Annotated in this window: 14 protein-coding genes; all 14 read left to right on the top strand. The window is 48.1% G+C overall.

What is annotated here, in order from left to right; translation table 11 throughout:
- Positions 1–67 precede the first annotated feature (67 nt).
- The 14 genes from IEW26_RS22680 to IEW26_RS22615 all read left to right on the top strand — a co-directional run bounded on the left by IEW26_RS22680 (position 68) and on the right by IEW26_RS22615 (position 16,999).
- Positions 68–1,102, top strand: a complete 1,035-nt coding sequence (locus IEW26_RS22680; RefSeq protein ID WP_111269837.1) for an LCP family protein — start codon at positions 68–70, stop codon at positions 1,100–1,102.
- 197 nt (positions 1,103–1,299) lie between these two features.
- Positions 1,300–1,725: a CBS domain-containing protein gene (locus IEW26_RS22675; protein ID WP_111269836.1), complete on the top strand. Its 426-nt coding sequence runs from the start codon at positions 1,300–1,302 to the stop codon at positions 1,723–1,725.
- A 205-nt stretch (positions 1,726–1,930) separates the two neighbouring features.
- Positions 1,931–2,233 (top strand): MazG-like family protein, encoded by a 303-nt coding sequence (locus IEW26_RS22670; protein WP_090923575.1) that lies wholly within the window; start codon positions 1,931–1,933, stop codon positions 2,231–2,233.
- A 5-nt stretch (positions 2,234–2,238) separates the two neighbouring features.
- Positions 2,239–3,150, top strand: coding sequence for a DUF2232 domain-containing protein (locus IEW26_RS22665; RefSeq protein WP_188594015.1), 912 nt, complete (start codon positions 2,239–2,241; stop codon positions 3,148–3,150).
- An 11-nt stretch (positions 3,151–3,161) separates the two neighbouring features.
- Entirely contained in the window at positions 3,162–5,153 is a 1,992-nt protein-coding gene (locus IEW26_RS22660; protein WP_188594014.1) for a DHH family phosphoesterase, read from the top strand.
- A complete protein-coding gene (gene rplI, locus IEW26_RS22655; RefSeq protein WP_110896928.1) occupies positions 5,150–5,593 on the top strand; it encodes a 50S ribosomal protein L9 in 444 nt (147 codons plus the stop codon). The genes IEW26_RS22660 and rplI overlap by 4 nt, the downstream gene beginning before the upstream one ends.
- A gap of 1 nt (position 5,594) precedes the next feature.
- Positions 5,595–6,956: a replicative DNA helicase gene (gene dnaB / locus IEW26_RS22650; RefSeq protein ID WP_111269834.1), complete on the top strand. Its 1,362-nt coding sequence runs from the start codon at positions 5,595–5,597 to the stop codon at positions 6,954–6,956.
- 444 nt (positions 6,957–7,400) lie between these two features.
- Positions 7,401–8,687: an adenylosuccinate synthase gene (locus tag IEW26_RS22645; RefSeq protein WP_145405165.1), complete on the top strand. Its 1,287-nt coding sequence runs from the start codon at positions 7,401–7,403 to the stop codon at positions 8,685–8,687.
- Between the two features lie 185 nt (positions 8,688–8,872).
- Positions 8,873–9,532 carry a hypothetical protein gene (locus tag IEW26_RS22640; RefSeq protein ID WP_188594013.1) on the top strand — a complete coding sequence of 220 codons (660 nt, stop codon included), beginning with the start codon at positions 8,873–8,875 and terminating at the stop codon, positions 9,530–9,532.
- Positions 9,533–9,854: 322 nt separating this feature from the next.
- Positions 9,855–10,670, top strand: coding sequence for a class I SAM-dependent methyltransferase (locus IEW26_RS22635; RefSeq protein ID WP_188594012.1), 816 nt, complete (start codon positions 9,855–9,857; stop codon positions 10,668–10,670).
- Positions 10,671–11,361: 691 nt separating this feature from the next.
- The gene (locus IEW26_RS22630; protein ID WP_188594011.1) at positions 11,362–12,894 is read left to right on the top strand and encodes a peptidoglycan DD-metalloendopeptidase family protein; all 1,533 of its coding nucleotides are present in this window, start codon (positions 11,362–11,364) and stop codon (positions 12,892–12,894) included.
- Positions 12,895–13,162: 268 nt separating this feature from the next.
- Positions 13,163–13,885: a response regulator YycF gene (gene yycF, locus IEW26_RS22625; protein WP_188594010.1), complete on the top strand. Its 723-nt coding sequence runs from the start codon at positions 13,163–13,165 to the stop codon at positions 13,883–13,885.
- A complete protein-coding gene (gene walK, locus IEW26_RS22620) occupies positions 13,885–15,735 on the top strand; it encodes a cell wall metabolism sensor histidine kinase WalK (protein WP_188594009.1) in 1,851 nt (616 codons plus the stop codon). Before yycF ends, walK begins: the two co-directional genes overlap by 1 nt.
- Positions 15,719–16,999: a YycH family regulatory protein gene (locus IEW26_RS22615; RefSeq protein WP_188594008.1), complete on the top strand. Its 1,281-nt coding sequence runs from the start codon at positions 15,719–15,721 to the stop codon at positions 16,997–16,999. Before walK ends, IEW26_RS22615 begins: the two co-directional genes overlap by 17 nt.
- Positions 17,000–17,067: the final 68 nt, after the last annotated feature.

Below are 17,067 nucleotides of genomic sequence, written 5' to 3'. Positions count from 1 at the left end.
CAGACGTATTGAACGTTTAATGTGTAGTAATGATTTTCAATTTTGAGAGTGAAGAAGGAATCGATGAATGAAAAGCAGAACTAAAGAAAAGAAGAAGAAAAGTCGCAAAGGCCTATATATAACACTGATTTCACTTGTTGTTTTGCTCATTGGCGGTTATGTATTTCGTCAGCAGCTCGCGGTTGCTGCATTTGATCTGTTCCTTGCGGACACGGTAGAAGCACAACTGACCCATTCTTACGTGCCACAGGAAGGCAATAATACACCGGATCCAACAGTGTATCGCAAAGAGCCATTCTCTGTATTACTTCTGGGCTCGGATAAACGTGACTATGAGAAGTCCCGTGGACGTTCCGACGCAGTCATCTACGCCGTTGTAAGGCCTAAGGAGTCTCGAGTGCTGCTGGTATCCATTCCTCGCGACACCTATGTTCAGATTGTTGGAAGGGATGCAGACAAGGACGGGACGGATGATTACGACAAAATCGCGCATGCTTACGCCTTCGGTGGGGAGAATATGTCCATCAATACGGTGGAAAAGTTCCTTGATGCAGATGTAGGTTACTATGCAACGATCAATTTTCAGGGAATCAAAAAGGTTGTCGATGCACTCGGTGGTATTTCACTGCCCATTGATCAGGATATCGTGAACAAAGATCCGAATCATGAGCAGTTCACAATTAAAGGCGGCAAACCGATCTATGACGGTCAGGAAGCCCTTTATTATGTGAGATACCGTGAAGACAGTGATTTTAACCGTACGAATCGGCAGCAAATTTTCCTGAATGCTTTTGCAAACAAAATGTTGAATCTGAGCCAGATTGCAAAGATCCCTGAGCTGTTCCAGATCATGGGTGATAATTTCCAGACGGACATGCAGCCAACCTTTATTATTGATCTGGCGAAGCAGGTGCTGACACAGGATAAACCGCAGGTTTCCAGCTTCACGATTTTGAGCGAAGGTATGCGTAAAAACGGTATTTATTATGGTCGTGCTGATGAGAAAGATGTTCAATATGCCAAAGAGCTGATTAAAAACTGGATGGATCAATCGACCCCAGCCGGTGAAGTCATGATTCCCGACCGGCAGAAGATCGAATAATGAATTCCATACAGAGGGTGTATCTTGCACAGCAATCAGCAGTACGTTTAACGAGCGGGCTGCTGTTTTTTTCTTTGTGTGGGGCGCTTCAATATGTTAGATTTCCATCCTTTTGGAACATCTGTCGTTCTATAACGTATAATATAAGTTGAGCGAGCCAGTTGAACGAGAAATACACAAGGAGGATACGCAGGGGTATGAACATCGCATTTTTTTTGCTACCCAAACAAGAGGTTACATGTGTGACGTCGGACTCTACGCTGCGGCAAACGCTGGAACGGATGGAATATCATCGATTCACAGCAGTGCCTATTTTAAATAAGGAAGGCAAGTATATTGGTACGGTTACGGAAGGTGATCTTCTGTGGTATATGAAAAATGCCGAGGGAAAGATAACCTTTGAAAACGCTTCAAAGTTTTTGCTCAAAGACGTTCCGCTAAGGCTTGATATAAAGCCGGTGTCCATTGATGCAAATATGGAGGATCTGATTAATCTGGCCAAAGTACAGAACTTTGTGCCGGTCGTGGATGATATGGAGCGTTTTATCGGGATTGTGAGACGTAGTCAGATTATCGAATATTGTGAAGGTATTGTGGCCAAGGAGTCCGTTAAGGCTAAATAAGTTGGATTCTTTTCAAAAAGAATGGGCCCGTAGGGATAATCACAGCGATTATTACTAATATATATGAATAAGATGTACGGGGCTCCGCATCGTACCTGACATTGAGTTTTGGAGAATTTCTCCGCTTTTTGGGGTAATTTTGCGGGCCCCCTTTTTATGCTATAATCGAGAATAAAGCTTTTTCGGGGAGAGTGACTTTCGCCAAATGCCTAAAGAACTGGATGTAGCCAAAAGGGCTAAAGTGATTGAATGGCTAAAAACCGAAGTACTTGATCAGGTATCCCGATTATTCAAAGCATTGTGGGAAGGCAGCACGATTCGAATCGGAGATAGTCTTGCCAGCTTGATGATGAGCAGCTACATATTGGGCCGAAGGCTCGGTATTCCGTTTAAAGACCTGGATGCACTGCTTGTTGAGAAGTTGAAAAAGCATAAACAGGAAGGTCACCAGCTTGAAGACTGGTATCAGGATATTTCCGCGCTCGAAGATCATATGCGTAAGAGGTGAATTTGTTGAAATTTAGCTTTAAAACAGCTGTCTGGAGTGCGGCAATGTTGCTTTTGCTGCTATCGCTGCTTACTCCGTTATCGGTGCTCTCCATTTTCTTCATGATCATTCCAGGAGTTATTTTGTATGCTTCATTATCTGTAAAATCGTTTATATGGCATCTCCTGCCCGTTGCTATTGTATTGGTAGTGGTGCATCCGATTTATCTGTTATTTATGTTGGTCTTTATACTTCCGGCAATCGCCATGGGCAATGCGTATAAGAAGCAAAAGTCAGCGCTGTTCACTTTAATGGCTGGTGGCGGTACGATGCTGGCAGAGTATCTGCTGTTGTTATTGATCGGCAGTCTCATATTCCAGTTCGACCTGTCTACGTACATTAAAGATGTGGTACAGCTCACGATTGAACCGCTTACCAATTCATCCAGTCAGATGATTAATGGATTTGTGTGGACACCCGAGATGACAGAAGATGTGGCCAAGCAGACACAGTTAATGATTCCATTTGCATTAGTGGTGACCTCGATGGTCATGGCCTTTATAACACATGTTATTGCGCGTCCTGTTCTTAACGTGATGGGCATGAATGTGCCCAAGCTTCCACCCGCAAGAGAGTGGCGTATGCCACGTTCGTTGATCTGGTATTACTTCCTGGCACTGATTATCGAAGTAATCTCCAGACAAAGTGATGGAACGTATTGGAAGATGATAGCGATGAATATGTCACCGCTCATCAACCTTGGCTTTATGATTCAGGCGATCGGCTTTTTCTTCTTCCTCTCACATCTGAAAAGATGGAACCCGGTTATTCCGTATTTACTGGGAGCAGCGGTCTTCTTCATTGGTCCGCTTCGCATTGTCGGAATTATTGATCTGGCGTTTCCGCTCCGTGAGGCAATATCGAAATCAAAACGATAGGGTGATGAGTCATGCCTAAATTTCTAAAGAAACGCTGGCACGGCTATTATACCGTATGGGCGTTCATACTGCTGCTGCTGCTTGTGATGTTCGTTACGATCTATAACTGGACGCTTGGTTTGATTAGTCTGATACTGGCTTCGGTGCTGGGAATCGTCATGATTAAGGCAGAAATGGCATTCCGCCGGGAACTGAACGATTATATTAACGGCCTGACCATTCGTATTAAACGAATGGAGGGCGAGGCGGTTAGCATGCTTCCGTTCGGAATTGTGCTGTATAGCGAGGATCGTACGGTAGAGTGGCATAACCGCTTTGTTGCAGAGATGTTTCATGAGAAAACATTGGTGGGCAGCTCTATGCCTAATCTGTTTCCGAATCTCCCTCAACCGAAGGAGAAGAAGGAAGCATCAAAAGAGCCTTCATCCAAGGAGTTTCATGATGAATTCCAGCTGGATGATCGCTATTACGGTGTAATTCATAACCCGCAGGAGCGGTACGTGTATGTGTACGAGATTACAGAACTGGCTATCCTTCGGGATAAATATGAGAATGAACGTATTGCGCTGGGTATTCTTATTCTGGACAATCTGGACGAGGCTGCTCAGGGCATGGATGATCAGCAGCGTACAGCTCTCATTGCCAGAGTCACCAGCGAGATAACAGCTTGGGCGAAGCGGTACGAAGTATATCTTCGCCGCCTTTCATCAGATCGTTATCTGATGATGCTCAATCATAAATCTCTGCAGGAGCTGGAGCAGAGCAGGTTTGTCATTCTGGATGAGGTTCGGGAGATGACAGCTGATCTGAAGGTGCCGATGACGCTCAGCGTTGGACTTGCATTTGGCTCGGACAGCATCAGTGAGCTGGGAGAGCTTGCGCAGTCCAGTCTGGATATGGCCCTTGGGCGAGGTGGCGATCAGGCGGCTGTGAAGGCGGGGCAGCGTTTATCTTTTTACGGCGGAAAATCAAATGCAGTGGAGAAACGTACCCGGGTCAGAGCGAGGGTAATTGCTCATGCGCTGCGTGACCTGATGCAGGAAAGCGACCGCGTGCTGATCATGGGGCACAAGATGCCGGATATGGACGCCATTGGCGCATCCATCGGGGTATGGAAGGCTGCAAGTCTGTATAACGTTGAGGCCCGGATCGTGCTGGATGGCGTGAATCCCTCCATTGAACGGCTGATGGAGCAGGTGAACAAGGATGAGAAGCTGTCTAAAGCAATTGTCTCACCGGAGCAGGCCACCCAGCTGATGACGGAGCACACGCTATTAGTTGTTGTAGATACCCATAAGGCCTCCATGACGATGGAGCCCAAACTGGTCCAGACTGCAACGCGTGTCGTGGTGGTGGATCATCATCGCCGGGGGGAAGAGTTTATTAATGATGCGGTACTGATCTATTTGGAGCCATATGCTTCATCCGCGGCGGAACTTGTAACCGAGCTTCTTCAGTATATTCATGAGAAGGTGCAGTTTACTCCACTTGAAGCAACAGCCCTTCTGGCCGGCATAACGCTTGATACAAAGCATTTTGCACTGCACACAGGCTCCCGGACTTTTGAAGCCGCGGGTTTCCTTCGTCGCAGCGGTGCAGACACAATTATGGTGCAGAAGCTGATGAAAGAGGATCTGTCAGAATATATTGCTAAGGCAGAAATCATAAAGCATGCTAAAATGGTATATGGGAATATTGCGCTAGCGGTCACTAGACCTGGCAACAAAATTTCACAGATGATGATCGCCCAGGTGGCGGACACATTGCTTAATATGAAGGACGTAGTCGCATCATTTGTTATAAGTGAGCGTCCGGATGGACTGATTGGCATCAGTGCGAGGTCACTGGGCCGTATGAACGTTCAAGTGGTTATGGAACGGCTTGGCGGCGGCGGCCATTTGACCAATGCGGCTGTGCAGCTTGAAGGAACGCTGGGAGAAGCGGAGAAACGGCTGATGAACGTCCTGGCTGAAATCGAAAAGGAAGAGGGGTTGTTCGAATGAAAGTCATTTTTATAAAAGATATGAAGGGTCAAGGCAAGAAAGGGCAAGTGAAGGAAGTATCTGAAGGATACGCACAGAACTTCCTGCTGCCACGGGGAATTGTACGTCTGGCTACTGAAGGTAACATGAAAACACTGGATAACCAGAATGCTGCGGAAGAAAGACGCAAACAGGAAGAAAAAGCCGAAGCAGAGGTTCTGGCGAAGAAGCTGGAAGCAGAAGTGACGGAGCTAAAAGCAAAAGCTGGTGAGGGTGGTCGTCTGTTCGGCGCAATTACGAGCAAACAGATCGCAGAAGCTTTATCCAAAAAAGGCCTGAAAGTGGATAAACGTAAAATTGAGCTGGAAGAGCCGATTCGTACGCTTGGTGTAACACAAGTGACCGTTAAGGTTCATCCTGAAGTGAAGGCAACCTTAAAGGTTCAGGTAACGGAGGAGTAAAATGGGCGGCGAAATGTTATTCGACCGGATTCCCCCGCAGAACCTGGAGGCCGAACAGGCTGTGCTGGGTGCAATCCTGCTTCAGGGCGAAGCTCTGATTACAGCGATGGAACGGGTGCAAACCGAGGATTTCTACGACAAGCCCCATCAATTGATCTATGAAGCGATGATTCAGCTGGGTGAGGAAAATCAACCGATTGACCTTGTTACGCTGACTTCACGTCTGAAGGATAAAGGCGAGCTGGAGGACATTGGCGGTGTCAGTTACCTGGCCAAGCTCGCTCACGGTGTGCCTACGGCAGCCAACGTGGATTATTATGCGCAGATTATCGAGGAGAAATCGATGCTGCGTCGTTTGATTCGTACTGCAACACAGATTGTGAGTGAAGGGTACACAGGCGGAGAAGATGTAGCAGCTATGCTTGGTGAGGCGGAGCGCCGCATTCTTGAAATTTCCAACAGACGTTCCAGCAGTGGTTTTATTGCTATTCAGGACGTGCTGATGGAAGTTTTCGATAAAGTTGAAACGCTGCATCAGAACCGTGGAACGACAACCGGGATTCCATCGGGCTTCATCGATCTGGACAAGATGACAGCAGGATTTCAGCGCAGTGACTTGATTATTGTCGCGGCGCGTCCATCCGTAGGTAAAACAGCCTTTGCTTTGAATATCGCTCAGAATGTAGGCATTCGGGCGCAAGAAACCGTAGCTATCTTCAGTCTGGAGATGTCAGCTGCACAGCTCGTACAACGGATGATCTGTGCGGAAGCCAATCTGGACGCAGGAGTTCTTCGTACAGGGGAATTCAAGGGTGATGAGGATTGGCAGAAGCTGACGATGGGAATTGCAGCTCTGAACGAGGCCAACATTTTCATTGATGATACGCCAGGTATTACGGTAGCCGATATTCGTGCCAAATGCCGTCGTCTCAAGAAAGAAAAGGGTCTTGGCATGATCTTGATCGACTACCTGCAACTGATCAGTGGACGGGGCAAAGCCGGGGAGAACCGTCAGCAAGAGGTATCCGAGATTTCACGTACACTGAAGCAGATTGGCCGGGAGCTGGAAGTTCCCGTTATCGCGCTGTCCCAGCTCAGCCGGGGTGTAGAGCAGCGTCAGGATAAACGTCCAATGATGAGTGACTTGCGGGAATCGGGTTCGATCGAGCAAGATGCTGATATCGTAGCCTTCCTGTACCGGGATGACTATTACAACCAGGAAACCGAGAAAAAAAATATTATCGAGATCATTATTGCCAAACAGCGTAACGGTCCGGTAGGCACGGTGGAACTGGTCTTCCTCAAAAACTTTAATAAATTCGTCAATTACGAGCGGGCACATAATGACGCCTTCGCGATGTAAAGGATAGACTGTGATTACGCTGAACAGGGGTACACAGGCTATCCGGTACAACCCAGTAATAGGAGAATATCACGGTTGAATACCAGGATTTATACCATATATAGCGTGAATGAATAGCAAATGTAAAAGTACCGATGAATACAGTCAAGGTGAACAAGACTGTATTCATCGGTTTTTTACTGTGAAATACGGTCATAATTCCGAACATTAAGCAAGTGCCATATATAATTGTTCGCCATTTCATTTGACTTTGAAAAAGCGGACTGTTACACTAATACTGCTGCGTTAAAGCAGTGCAAACCTTCCCTTCAATGTAAAGGAAGGACATTTTTACTGTCCGTTAGCACGCTTCTCAGTCGGTTTATTGCGTAACATGCCTGCCGGGATAGAGGACGGACAGACCAATACAAAGGTGCGCAAGGCACCCACGGAGGTATGTTAACTATGTCAACGGTAGTTGTAGTGGGAACGCAATGGGGAGACGAAGGAAAAGGTAAAATCACGGATTATTTGGCTGAAAGCGCTGATGTGGTCGCTCGTTATCAAGGCGGTAACAATGCGGGCCATACAATCCTGATCGACAACAAAAAATATAAATTGACGATGATTCCATCGGGTATCTTTTACACAGACAAAGCATGTGTGATTGGTAACGGTATGGTTATCAACCCGAAGGCACTTATTGAAGAAATTAATTATATTCATGATAATGGCTTTACAACGAAAAACCTGTCCATCAGTGAACGCGCGCATATCATCCTGCCTTACCACATGGTTCTGGATGCACTGGAGGAAGAGAGCAAAGGCCCGAACAAAATCGGTACAACAGGTAAAGGGATTGGCCCTTGTTACATGGACAAATCCGCGCGGATCGGTATTCGTATGGTGGACCTGATGGATGCAGAAGAATTCGAACTGAAGCTGCGTCATCTGGTAAAAGAAAAAAATCGTGTTATCGAGCAAGTGTACAACGGTACGCCGGTAGATGTTGAAGAAATTCTGAAGGATTACCTCGGCTATGCAGAGATTCTTCGTCCTTACGTACGGGATACATCTGTGGTACTGAACGATTCCATTGATGAGAACAAAAAGGTATTGTTTGAAGGCGCACAAGGTGTAATGCTGGACCTTGACCAAGGTACGTATCCTTATGTGACTTCATCCAACCCGTCTGCAGGCGGCGTATGTATCGGTTCCGGCGTTGGTCCGGCGCGTATTCAGCAAGTCATTGGCGTAGCCAAAGCATATACAACACGTGTAGGTGACGGCCCGTTCCCTACAGAATTGCATGATGCGATTGGGGACCAGATTCGTGAGACAGGTCATGAGTACGGAACCGTAACTGGACGTCCGCGCCGTGTAGGCTGGTTTGACAGTGTTGTTGTTCGTCACGCTCGTCGTGTGAGCGGCATTACAGGTCTGTCCCTGAATTCGCTGGACGTTATGACAGGTCTGGATACAGTGAAAATCTGCACAGGCTACAAATTCCGCGGTGAAGTCATCACTCACTATCCGGCAAGCCTGAAGATGCTGGCAGAATGTGAAGCAGTATACGAAGAAATGCCAGGCTGGAGCGAGGACATTACGGGAGCGAAGAAGCTGGAGGATCTGCCAGCGAATACGCAGAACTATGTGAAACGTGTAGCTGAGTTGACAGGTATTCCAATCGCAATTTTCTCTGTAGGTCGCAATCGTGAGCAAACGAATCAAGTTCTGCCAATCTATGTTTAAATCAACATGCTGTTGAGATCATCACCTTCAGCTGCTGCTAGAAATAGCGGTGGCTGGAGGTTTTTTTGTGTCTGTATCGGATATAATCCCGAGATTTTCGTCAATACTGGCTAACAGTATATCAATCGTATATCCCACAATCCACCTGGATCAAGGGAAGTATCGTTGGAGGGAGAGAAACAGATATGAAGTTGCTGTTATGGTTTGTCAAAATTGTACTTATCGTATTGCTGGTCAGTTCCCTGACCCTGTTGACGACAGGACTAATTGTACAATCGTATGCCAAGTCATTGCTTGCCAGTTTTAATATACAGTGGGAAGGGCAGCCCACGGGTCTTCTGGGGATGTTTCAGGGGGCAACAGGTAGTAAATCCAATTCATCCACCGAGGGAGAGAAGACGGGGAATACACCTGCGGATCAGCCCGCTGGAGCGGAGGAGGAACAGGCCCCGGAGAATTCGATCTCAGTCATGGGCAACGCCAACGGGACAAAGAACGATTCTGCAGATGTGGATGCAGGCAAGGAATCAACCCCCGAGAGTTCAAGTGAGGGCGCAGCTCAAACAGACCGCAATTCAGGTACGGCAGCGGGCGAGGGCGATGATGATATTGTTGTGTCACCCGATGATATTACAGGCGCTAAAAACAAGCTGCCTGCGGCAGAAAAGGAGCGTATCTTCACTTTGCTTATGAACAAGCTGCCGCAGAAGGAAATGCAGCAGATCTCGGGTGCAATGGAGGGTGGGCTGACAGAGCAGGAGCTGCGGGAGATTGAGCAGGTGATCTCCAAGTACCTGACAAGCGAGGAGTACGACAGCCTGATGGAAGTGCTGCAATCGGAATAAAGGCAGAGGGAGAGAGAAGTAGTTATACAGCTAAGAGACATATACCCTGTGTAAAAGCTAGTCTGACCAAGGAATAGGCAAAGGATCGTACATCTATTGGATAGACTTGCCCAAATCTTTTTTCTATAATTGAATTATTATGTTCAGGAGGAAAAAGATATGAAGCTGAGCAAGGAGCACGATATATAACAACCGTCACAATGTGCCTGGCAGATCGCTTGTCTTTGGATTCGTGGCCCTCCACTCATGCCTCCTTCAGATCAGGTGGTACGCTTGTACCTCAAGGAAAGCATGAATACCGAATACGGGAGGACTAATGAACATGAATTCATCGGATACAACGAAAATTACAGCGAATATATCTGCTGAGAAGCTTGCAGAGATAACGGAACGATTCGAATCAGGATTAACGGAAGCGAGCCAGCCCTTTTTAGGCTGGGATTTCAGTTATATTACAGGAAGTGGACGGCTGCAGAGCGGCGTATTGCCTTGGTCCTATGGCACGATCGCGCGCAGGCATATACAGAATGCGAAACGACTGTTGGATATGGGTACAGGTGGTGGAGAGCTGTTATGCAATTTAGCCCCTCTGCCAGCATATTCCTGTGCAACGGAAGGATATCTGCCAAACATAGCGGTTGCTCAAGAACGATTGCAGCCTTTAGGTGTGAAGGTGTTTCCTGTAACAGATGATGCACAGCTGCCTTTTGCAGATGGAAAGTTTGACCTTGTTATTAACCGGCATGAATCTTATGATCCACGGGAAGTGCGGCGCGTATTAGCTCAAGGCGGTGTATTTCTGACACAGCAGGTAGGCTGGTCGGATGGCCGGGAGATCAATGATCGGTTAGGTGTTCCTATGCCGACGGAATATGCGGGCTGGGAACTGGATTTCGCAGTGCAGCAGTTATTGGATTACGGATTTCATATTCGGAAACAGATGGAGGCAGCACCTGTGCAGCGCATTTATGATATCGGGGCATTGGTGTATTATTTGAAAACCATTCCGTGGCAGGTGCCTGACTTTACGGCGGAGCGATTCCGCGAGCCTTTATGGCAGATTCATATGGAAATCGAGCAGCATGGATTCTGGGATATGAAGCAGAAGAGGTTCATTATAGAGGCCGTCAAGCTGTAGGCGATTAAGGGTTAATAATAAACTATAGAATTTATATAGTTAAACTATTAATTTACACGTGAACGGAGAGGACAGAAAAAACCTGAAAAAGCGGAGCTAAAAGCTTTCTGTAAGAAAGCTACATCGGAAGCATAAGCTTCGCCTTTATCACCGGATTTTTCCCTTTGGAGAAGGGAATCGAAAAAATCTGGGGATAACAGCGATTGGAAGGTTATTCTGTCATCGGAGTGGATGGTGTAAAATCTTTAGTTCAACTTATATAGCCGTAGTATGATCCCTCATCAGAGTGTCTCTGGTGGGGGATTCTTTGTGTTTACATGAAAAATTTCAAACTGATTACATAGGTCTTAGAACCTAGTCCTAGATTGAGACAAAAAGTACATAGTAGATCCGAGGTTGAGGCATAATGGGTGATGGAACAAACGATCAAATAGATGGGTATTTCAGGAAAACGAGACGTGGCGCGGCTTTATGATGTGAGGATAGGAGTTGAAATGATTGTAAAACCTGTGTTAAAGTATACGGGTGTGATAAAAGGTTAAAATTTTGACACTTTTACAAGCACAGCTAAAGTCCTGTTTTTACAGAATCGTATAATTAACTCATATTATTGGACTCGCTTGCGCATGACTAATTCGCAGGTGATGTCTGACCAGAAAACGAACAAAGAAGTGCTGAAAAGGAGAGAATCATGAAAGGTTTCAGAGGCATACGCCAACCGGGCAAAAACCGGGTACACGAACAATCCGGGGAGCACCGGACGGCCGAAGACAAAAACAACATGAGCATGTCCAACTTCAGTTCAAATAAGAAAAGAATGCTGGCGCCGCGTAAATGGATCATTACAACAGCTTGTGGTATTTTGATTGCCGCATCCGTTGGATTCGGTGCCAAACAATACGTGGCTTCCAATACTGTGCCATATTACAAGGTCTTGGTTAAAGGTCAGGAGATTGGTGCAATCGCGAGTGAAGCACAGCTGCAGCAGCTGTTTGCCGAGAAAACCGAAGAATATCAGGGTAAATATCCGGATGCGCAGATGGTGCTGAATACAGACGGGATTACAACGGAGTCGGTACGAGCCTACAAGCCGGAAGTAAACAGTGAGGAAACCTTGGATAAGCTGGGGCAAATGTTAACGGCTTATGCTAAAGGTGTAGAGCTCAAGGTCAACGGTGAAGTCATCGGTATTGTGAAGGATCAGGAAACGGCAGACGCGATTCTGCAGCAGGTACAGAGCAAATACATACCGGCATCGGCTGTGCGAAGCTCCCTGAAGACCAAGTCGGTATCGGCGAATTCTTCCAAGAAGGATAAAGGCCCAAGCACAACGTTAAAATCGGTAGACATTAAGGAAGATGTCACTACGGATGCGGTGAAGGCTGATCCGAATAAAATATGGGATGTGTCGGAGGCGGTTAAGGCGTTAACCGTTGGTAAAGACGCGCCTGTAACTTATGTCGTTCATGAAGGAGATACGATCTCTTCCATTGCGGCACGTTATGATATTACACAAAAAGAGATTCGCCAAAATAACCCGGGGATCAAGGAGACTTCTCTCCAAATCGGACAAGAGTTAACGCTGACTGTACCGAAGCCGGCAATTACGGTTAAATCGGTGGAGCAAGTGGTGGAGCAGATCGAAGTGAAACCGCAGGTTGAGGTGCGTAAAAGTGCCGAGCTGAAGGCGGGAACGACCAAAGTTGTTCGTCCAGGCCAAAGCGGACTGAAAAACATGCAGTATCGCATCACCAAAGAGAATGGTGAAGTGGTTCGGGAAGAATGGCTGGGTCAAGAAGTGATCAAAACAGCTGTGACGGAGGTTGTGCTCAAGGGAACCAAGGTTGTTGGTGAGGGCACAGGACAATTTGCATGGCCTGTATCCAATGCAACGATGAGCAGCAGCTATGGGCAACGTTGGGGCCGTCAGCATAAAGGTGTCGATCTGGTCGGTAACCGTGATGTCAAATCTGCGGATGAGGGTGTAGTTACTTTTGCAGGACAGAAGAACGGTTATGGTAATGTCATCATTATTAACCATCGTAACGGATACGAAACACTATATGGTCACTTGGACAGCATTGGTGTGAACGTTGGCCAAGTGGTTGAGAAAGGTGACAGCATCGGTGTAATGGGAAATACAGGGCGTTCCACGGGAACACATCTGCATTTCGAGATTATCAAAAACGGCAGTGCCGAAAACCCGATGACATATCTGAATTAATTATAAAGCAAAGGCATCGCATATGTGATGCTGACATGGGAACAAGGTTGGCTGTACAGCTGGCCTTGTTTTTTGGTGTGAAATATTTTAAAGGAAACGGCTTCCAAGGGCCCGAGCAGGATGTGACCGTGCCTCAGGTATGTTAAACTAGAGTATAGATCGTTGACTATAGTCAACAAACACGATATGGATTTATGGACTATCAAAATAGATCAGAGAGACAGCGCCAGTGGGCGGATCAAGCAGGATATAGGGGTGAATTCAGCCGATGCAGGGAAAGATTTTGGTAGTGGACGACGAGCAGCCCATCGCAGACATTCTGAAGTTTAATCTGGAAAAAGAGGGTTACGAGGTTATCTGCGCATTTGATGGTATTCGTGCGGTAGAACTGGCGTTATCCGAAAAGCCCGATCTGATGCTTCTGGATCTGATGCTTCCGGGCAAGGACGGGATGGATGTGTGCCGCGAGGTACGGGCCCATCTGGAGATGCCGATTATTATGCTGACAGCCAAAGACGGGGAGATCGACAAAGTGCTCGGTCTGGAACTGGGTGCCGATGATTATGTCACCAAACCTTTTAGTACTAGGGAGCTGCTTGCAAGGGTTAAGGCCCAGATGCGCAGACAGCATAAGCCAACAGCGATTGTAGAAACGCCGGAGGAATCAGGAAAACAGGTGCTGCGGCTGTTTGATCTGGCTTTTGATATGGATATGTATACGGCTTACAAGGGCGGGGAGCCGCTTGATCTGACGCATCGGGAATATGAGCTGTTATATTATATGGCCAAGCATTCCGGCAAGGTGATGACACGGGAGCATCTGCTGCAGGCTGTATGGGGATACGAATATTTTGGTGACGTACGTACGGTGGATGTGACCATCCGCAGGCTGCGGGAGAAGATTGAAGAAAATCCAAGCAAGCCGGAAACGATTCTGACTCGCCGGGGGCTTGGTTATCTCGTGCGCAGTGCCAAAAGCGTGGGGATATAATGGGCCGATTCGCGGGATTTTCGTTCTTTCGAACGATTCAGGCGAAATTGATTATTATCTATGTGCTGCTGATTCTGATTGCGATGCAATTGATCGGCGTTTATTTTGTCAGTGCGATGAAGAACTCGCTTACCAGCAACTTCACGGAGGATTTGCAGGCCCGGGCGGAGATGCTATCCGTTCTCGTAGGTGAGACGATGGCTGGTGGAGAAGCGGAGGCTGGCGAGGACAAAACGGAGAATCTGCGGGTGCTGGTGAACAACCTGTTCAACATTAACGGTGCGGAGATTCAGGTGCTGGATGCCAGCGGCAAGGTGCTTACCACCTCGCTAAGTTCACATTCCGACTATATCGGGCGCAAAAATACCCAGACCGTTGTCAGCCGTGCGCTGCAGGGCATTCGGGACAATGAGGAATATATCGTAGATGAGGATAATGTTCGCAAAAAGGTTGTGGCCAAGCCGGTATTATCCGGAGGCAAAATCATTGGAGCGGTCTACATCGCCGCTTCGATGAACGAGCTGTACGCGACGATGGAGGGCATCAACAAAATTTTCATCTCCGGCATTCTGATTGCTCTGGTATTAACCGCGGTGCTGGGGGTCATTCTGTCTCATACAATTACGCAGCCGATCAAGGAAGTAACGAGGCGGGCAACGGCGGTGGCTGAGGGGAATTTTGATCAGCAGACACCGGTATTTGGCACAGACGAGATTGGTCAGCTTAGCCGTGCGTTCAATTATATGACAAGCAGATTGCGGGACGCACTCTCTCAGAACGAAGAGGAGAAGGAAAAGCTGACCTCCATTCTGACCAACATGAGTGATGGGGTTGTTGCGACCGATGAGTTCGGCAAAGTGATTCTGGTGAATCGCCGTGCCAGCAGCATTCTTGGCATGCGCCCATCCGACATTGAAGGCAGGCATTTCGCCGTTCTGCTCGGCATTGATCCAGAGGATGCGGAAGCTCTGGCGAGCGGTTTTACTGGTTCTACGCTGCTCCAGATTGCTCCGGCAGGTCAGGAGGAGCCGGTGGTGATTCGCATGACGTTTACTCCCGTTCATCGGCGTGAGCTTGGAATCACGGGTACCATTGCGGTGCTGCAGGATGTAACGGAGCAGGAGGAGCTCGAGGCGTCGCGGCGTGAATTCGTGGCGAATGTATCACATGAGCTGCGTACACCGCTGACTACGATCAAGAGTTACGCTGAAGCGCTGGATGATGGGGCCTTGGAAGATCCGCAGCTTGCCGGACGTTTTGTCGGCGTCATTCAGAATGAGACGGAACGGATGATTCGTCTGGTAACGGACCTGCTGCACTTGTCCAGGCTGGATTCGAAGGAAGCACTGCTGCGCAAGCAGCCGATTGATATTTTGGAGATGCTGGAGGAAGTGACCGATCGTTTCTCCTTCCAGATGCATCAGAAGGACATTCAGTCTGTGCTGTCTGTGGAACATGATATCCCACCCGTACCGCTGGACCGTGATCAGATTGATCAGGTCCTGGATAATGTCGTATCCAATGCGCTGAAATATACGCTCGAGGGCGGCACGATTACGATCGCTGCCCGGCGCAGTGATGAGCATACGCTGGCAATCTCCGTATCGGATACAGGCATGGGTATTCCACAGCGGGATCTGGATCGCATATTCGAGCGCTTCTATCGTGTAGATAAAGCACGTTCTCGCAGCATGGGCGGCACCGGGCTCGGACTGTCCATTGCCCGGGAAATTGTAAAGGCCCATGACGGCAGCATCTCACTGGAATCCGTGGTTGACGTTGGCACAACGGTAACTTTTACACTGCCAATGCGTGATAAAGGGGGTGAGCACCTTGAAGGAACGGATTAAATCTCTGGTGCTCGCTGCTCTGGTTGTAGCCAGTCTGGTGCAAAGCTACTTCCTGATCTATCGTTTGCCCGGAGGTGGCGATTCGATTGTAACCTCGGAAACAAACTATGTGAAGACGGAAAATATGGGCCAGGAGCGCAGCATTGAGGAATTAATTTTCCCGGATCAGATGATTATTCATATGGGTCAGGACAAACATACCGTGTTTTACCCTGGTAACACGTTCTATCAGCTCATCTATTCCAGGTTAAAAGGCAGGACATTCGAGGATTTCCAGCGCCGCAATGTACAGTCGGTCCATTGGGATCAGATTCGCAAGGAAAGCCCGGGGTTTGAGTTATCCTTCAAAGAGGGCATGCCCGTTGCTTTGCTGCAGCGGGTGATGCGTCTGGGTACGGATACTCTTTTTCAGGGAGAGACGATCAATCGTATTGCTATATATACAACCCCGAATGATACGAAGGCACATGCGCTGTTCTTCAGTGCCAAGGGCGATGTGGTCTATGAGGCCACGCAGGCAGACCTGACGGTGCAGGATGTGCAGCAGCATGTCGATTTTGGTACGAGCTGGACACCGTACACGCTGATGGAAGGCGGGTATTATATTCCTGCACAGGCACTGGATGCAATTGAGGCCGATGTGCCGACAGGCCAGTTCACGGTGGAGCAGATGCAGCGCAGTTTGTTCTTTGATCCAAGCATGACCCGGAATATTCGGGAAAAGGACGGGTCAGAGATTTATACCGACAGCAAACGCAGTCTGCAAGTGAAACAGTTTCAGCGCTGGATCAGCTATACGGACCCGGCGGCACCGCCTGCGGGACAGAGTGATGCGTCCAAGGATGCGCTGTCGGCGGTTGATTTTGTAAACCAGCATGGCGGCTGGAAAGGGCGTTCCCGCATGATGCTGAGGTCAACGGACAATAAAACGCAGCTGCAGTTCCAGCAGTATTATGGCAGTTTTCCAATCATGGATTCCATGCAGTTTCGCTTCGGCACGATCAATATGGAAATGCAGCAGGAGACGGTGTCGAGTTATGAGCGATCTTTGGAATATTTGAACGAGGGTGCGGAAACGAAGAAGTCGATCAAGCTGCCTGGCGGGGACAAGCTCAAAAATTTGATCCGAAAGGTAGCTGGCGAAAATCGCAAAGTTGTGGACGTGTACCCGGCCTATCGCACATCAGCAATGGAGGACGGCCTGCGGCTGATCCCGGTCTGGGTGATCCGGTTCGGAAACGGCGAGGAAACAACGGTATCCTAGCTGTTATTCAGGAGCATGACATGAAGAGTAGATGAGGCTGCTTCAGACGTTGCAGGCTGTTGGAGTAA

The sequence above is a fragment of the Paenibacillus silvae genome (assembly GCF_014639235.1).
Taxonomy (GTDB): Bacteria; Bacillota; Bacilli; order Paenibacillales; family Paenibacillaceae; genus Paenibacillus; species Paenibacillus silvae.
Note: the sequence above shows the minus strand (reverse complement) of the source record. Positions and strands in the feature narration are given on the sequence as shown.

Excerpts from the sequence above, each read along its gene's own strand:
- IEW26_RS22645 (WP_145405165.1), top strand. The coding sequence starts at position 7,401 with ATGTCAACGGTAGTTGTAGTGGGAACGCAATGGGGAGACGAAGGAAAA.
- IEW26_RS22680 (WP_111269837.1), top strand. The coding sequence starts at position 68 with ATGAAAAGCAGAACTAAAGAAAAGAAGAAGAAAAGTCGCAAAGGCCTA.
- IEW26_RS22660 (WP_188594014.1), top strand. The coding sequence starts at position 3,162 with ATGCCTAAATTTCTAAAGAAACGCTGGCACGGCTATTATACCGTATGG.
- rplI (WP_110896928.1), top strand. The coding sequence starts at position 5,150 with ATGAAAGTCATTTTTATAAAAGATATGAAGGGTCAAGGCAAGAAAGGG.
- yycF (WP_188594010.1), top strand. The coding sequence starts at position 13,163 with ATGCAGGGAAAGATTTTGGTAGTGGACGACGAGCAGCCCATCGCAGAC.
- IEW26_RS22640 (WP_188594013.1), top strand. The coding sequence starts at position 8,873 with ATGAAGTTGCTGTTATGGTTTGTCAAAATTGTACTTATCGTATTGCTG.
- IEW26_RS22635 (WP_188594012.1), top strand. The coding sequence starts at position 9,855 with ATGAATTCATCGGATACAACGAAAATTACAGCGAATATATCTGCTGAG.
- IEW26_RS22630 (WP_188594011.1), top strand. The coding sequence starts at position 11,362 with ATGAAAGGTTTCAGAGGCATACGCCAACCGGGCAAAAACCGGGTACAC.
- IEW26_RS22675 (WP_111269836.1), top strand. The coding sequence starts at position 1,300 with ATGAACATCGCATTTTTTTTGCTACCCAAACAAGAGGTTACATGTGTG.
- walK (WP_188594009.1), top strand. The coding sequence starts at position 13,885 with ATGGGCCGATTCGCGGGATTTTCGTTCTTTCGAACGATTCAGGCGAAA.
- IEW26_RS22670 (WP_090923575.1), top strand. The coding sequence starts at position 1,931 with ATGCCTAAAGAACTGGATGTAGCCAAAAGGGCTAAAGTGATTGAATGG.
- dnaB (WP_111269834.1), top strand. The coding sequence starts at position 5,595 with ATGGGCGGCGAAATGTTATTCGACCGGATTCCCCCGCAGAACCTGGAG.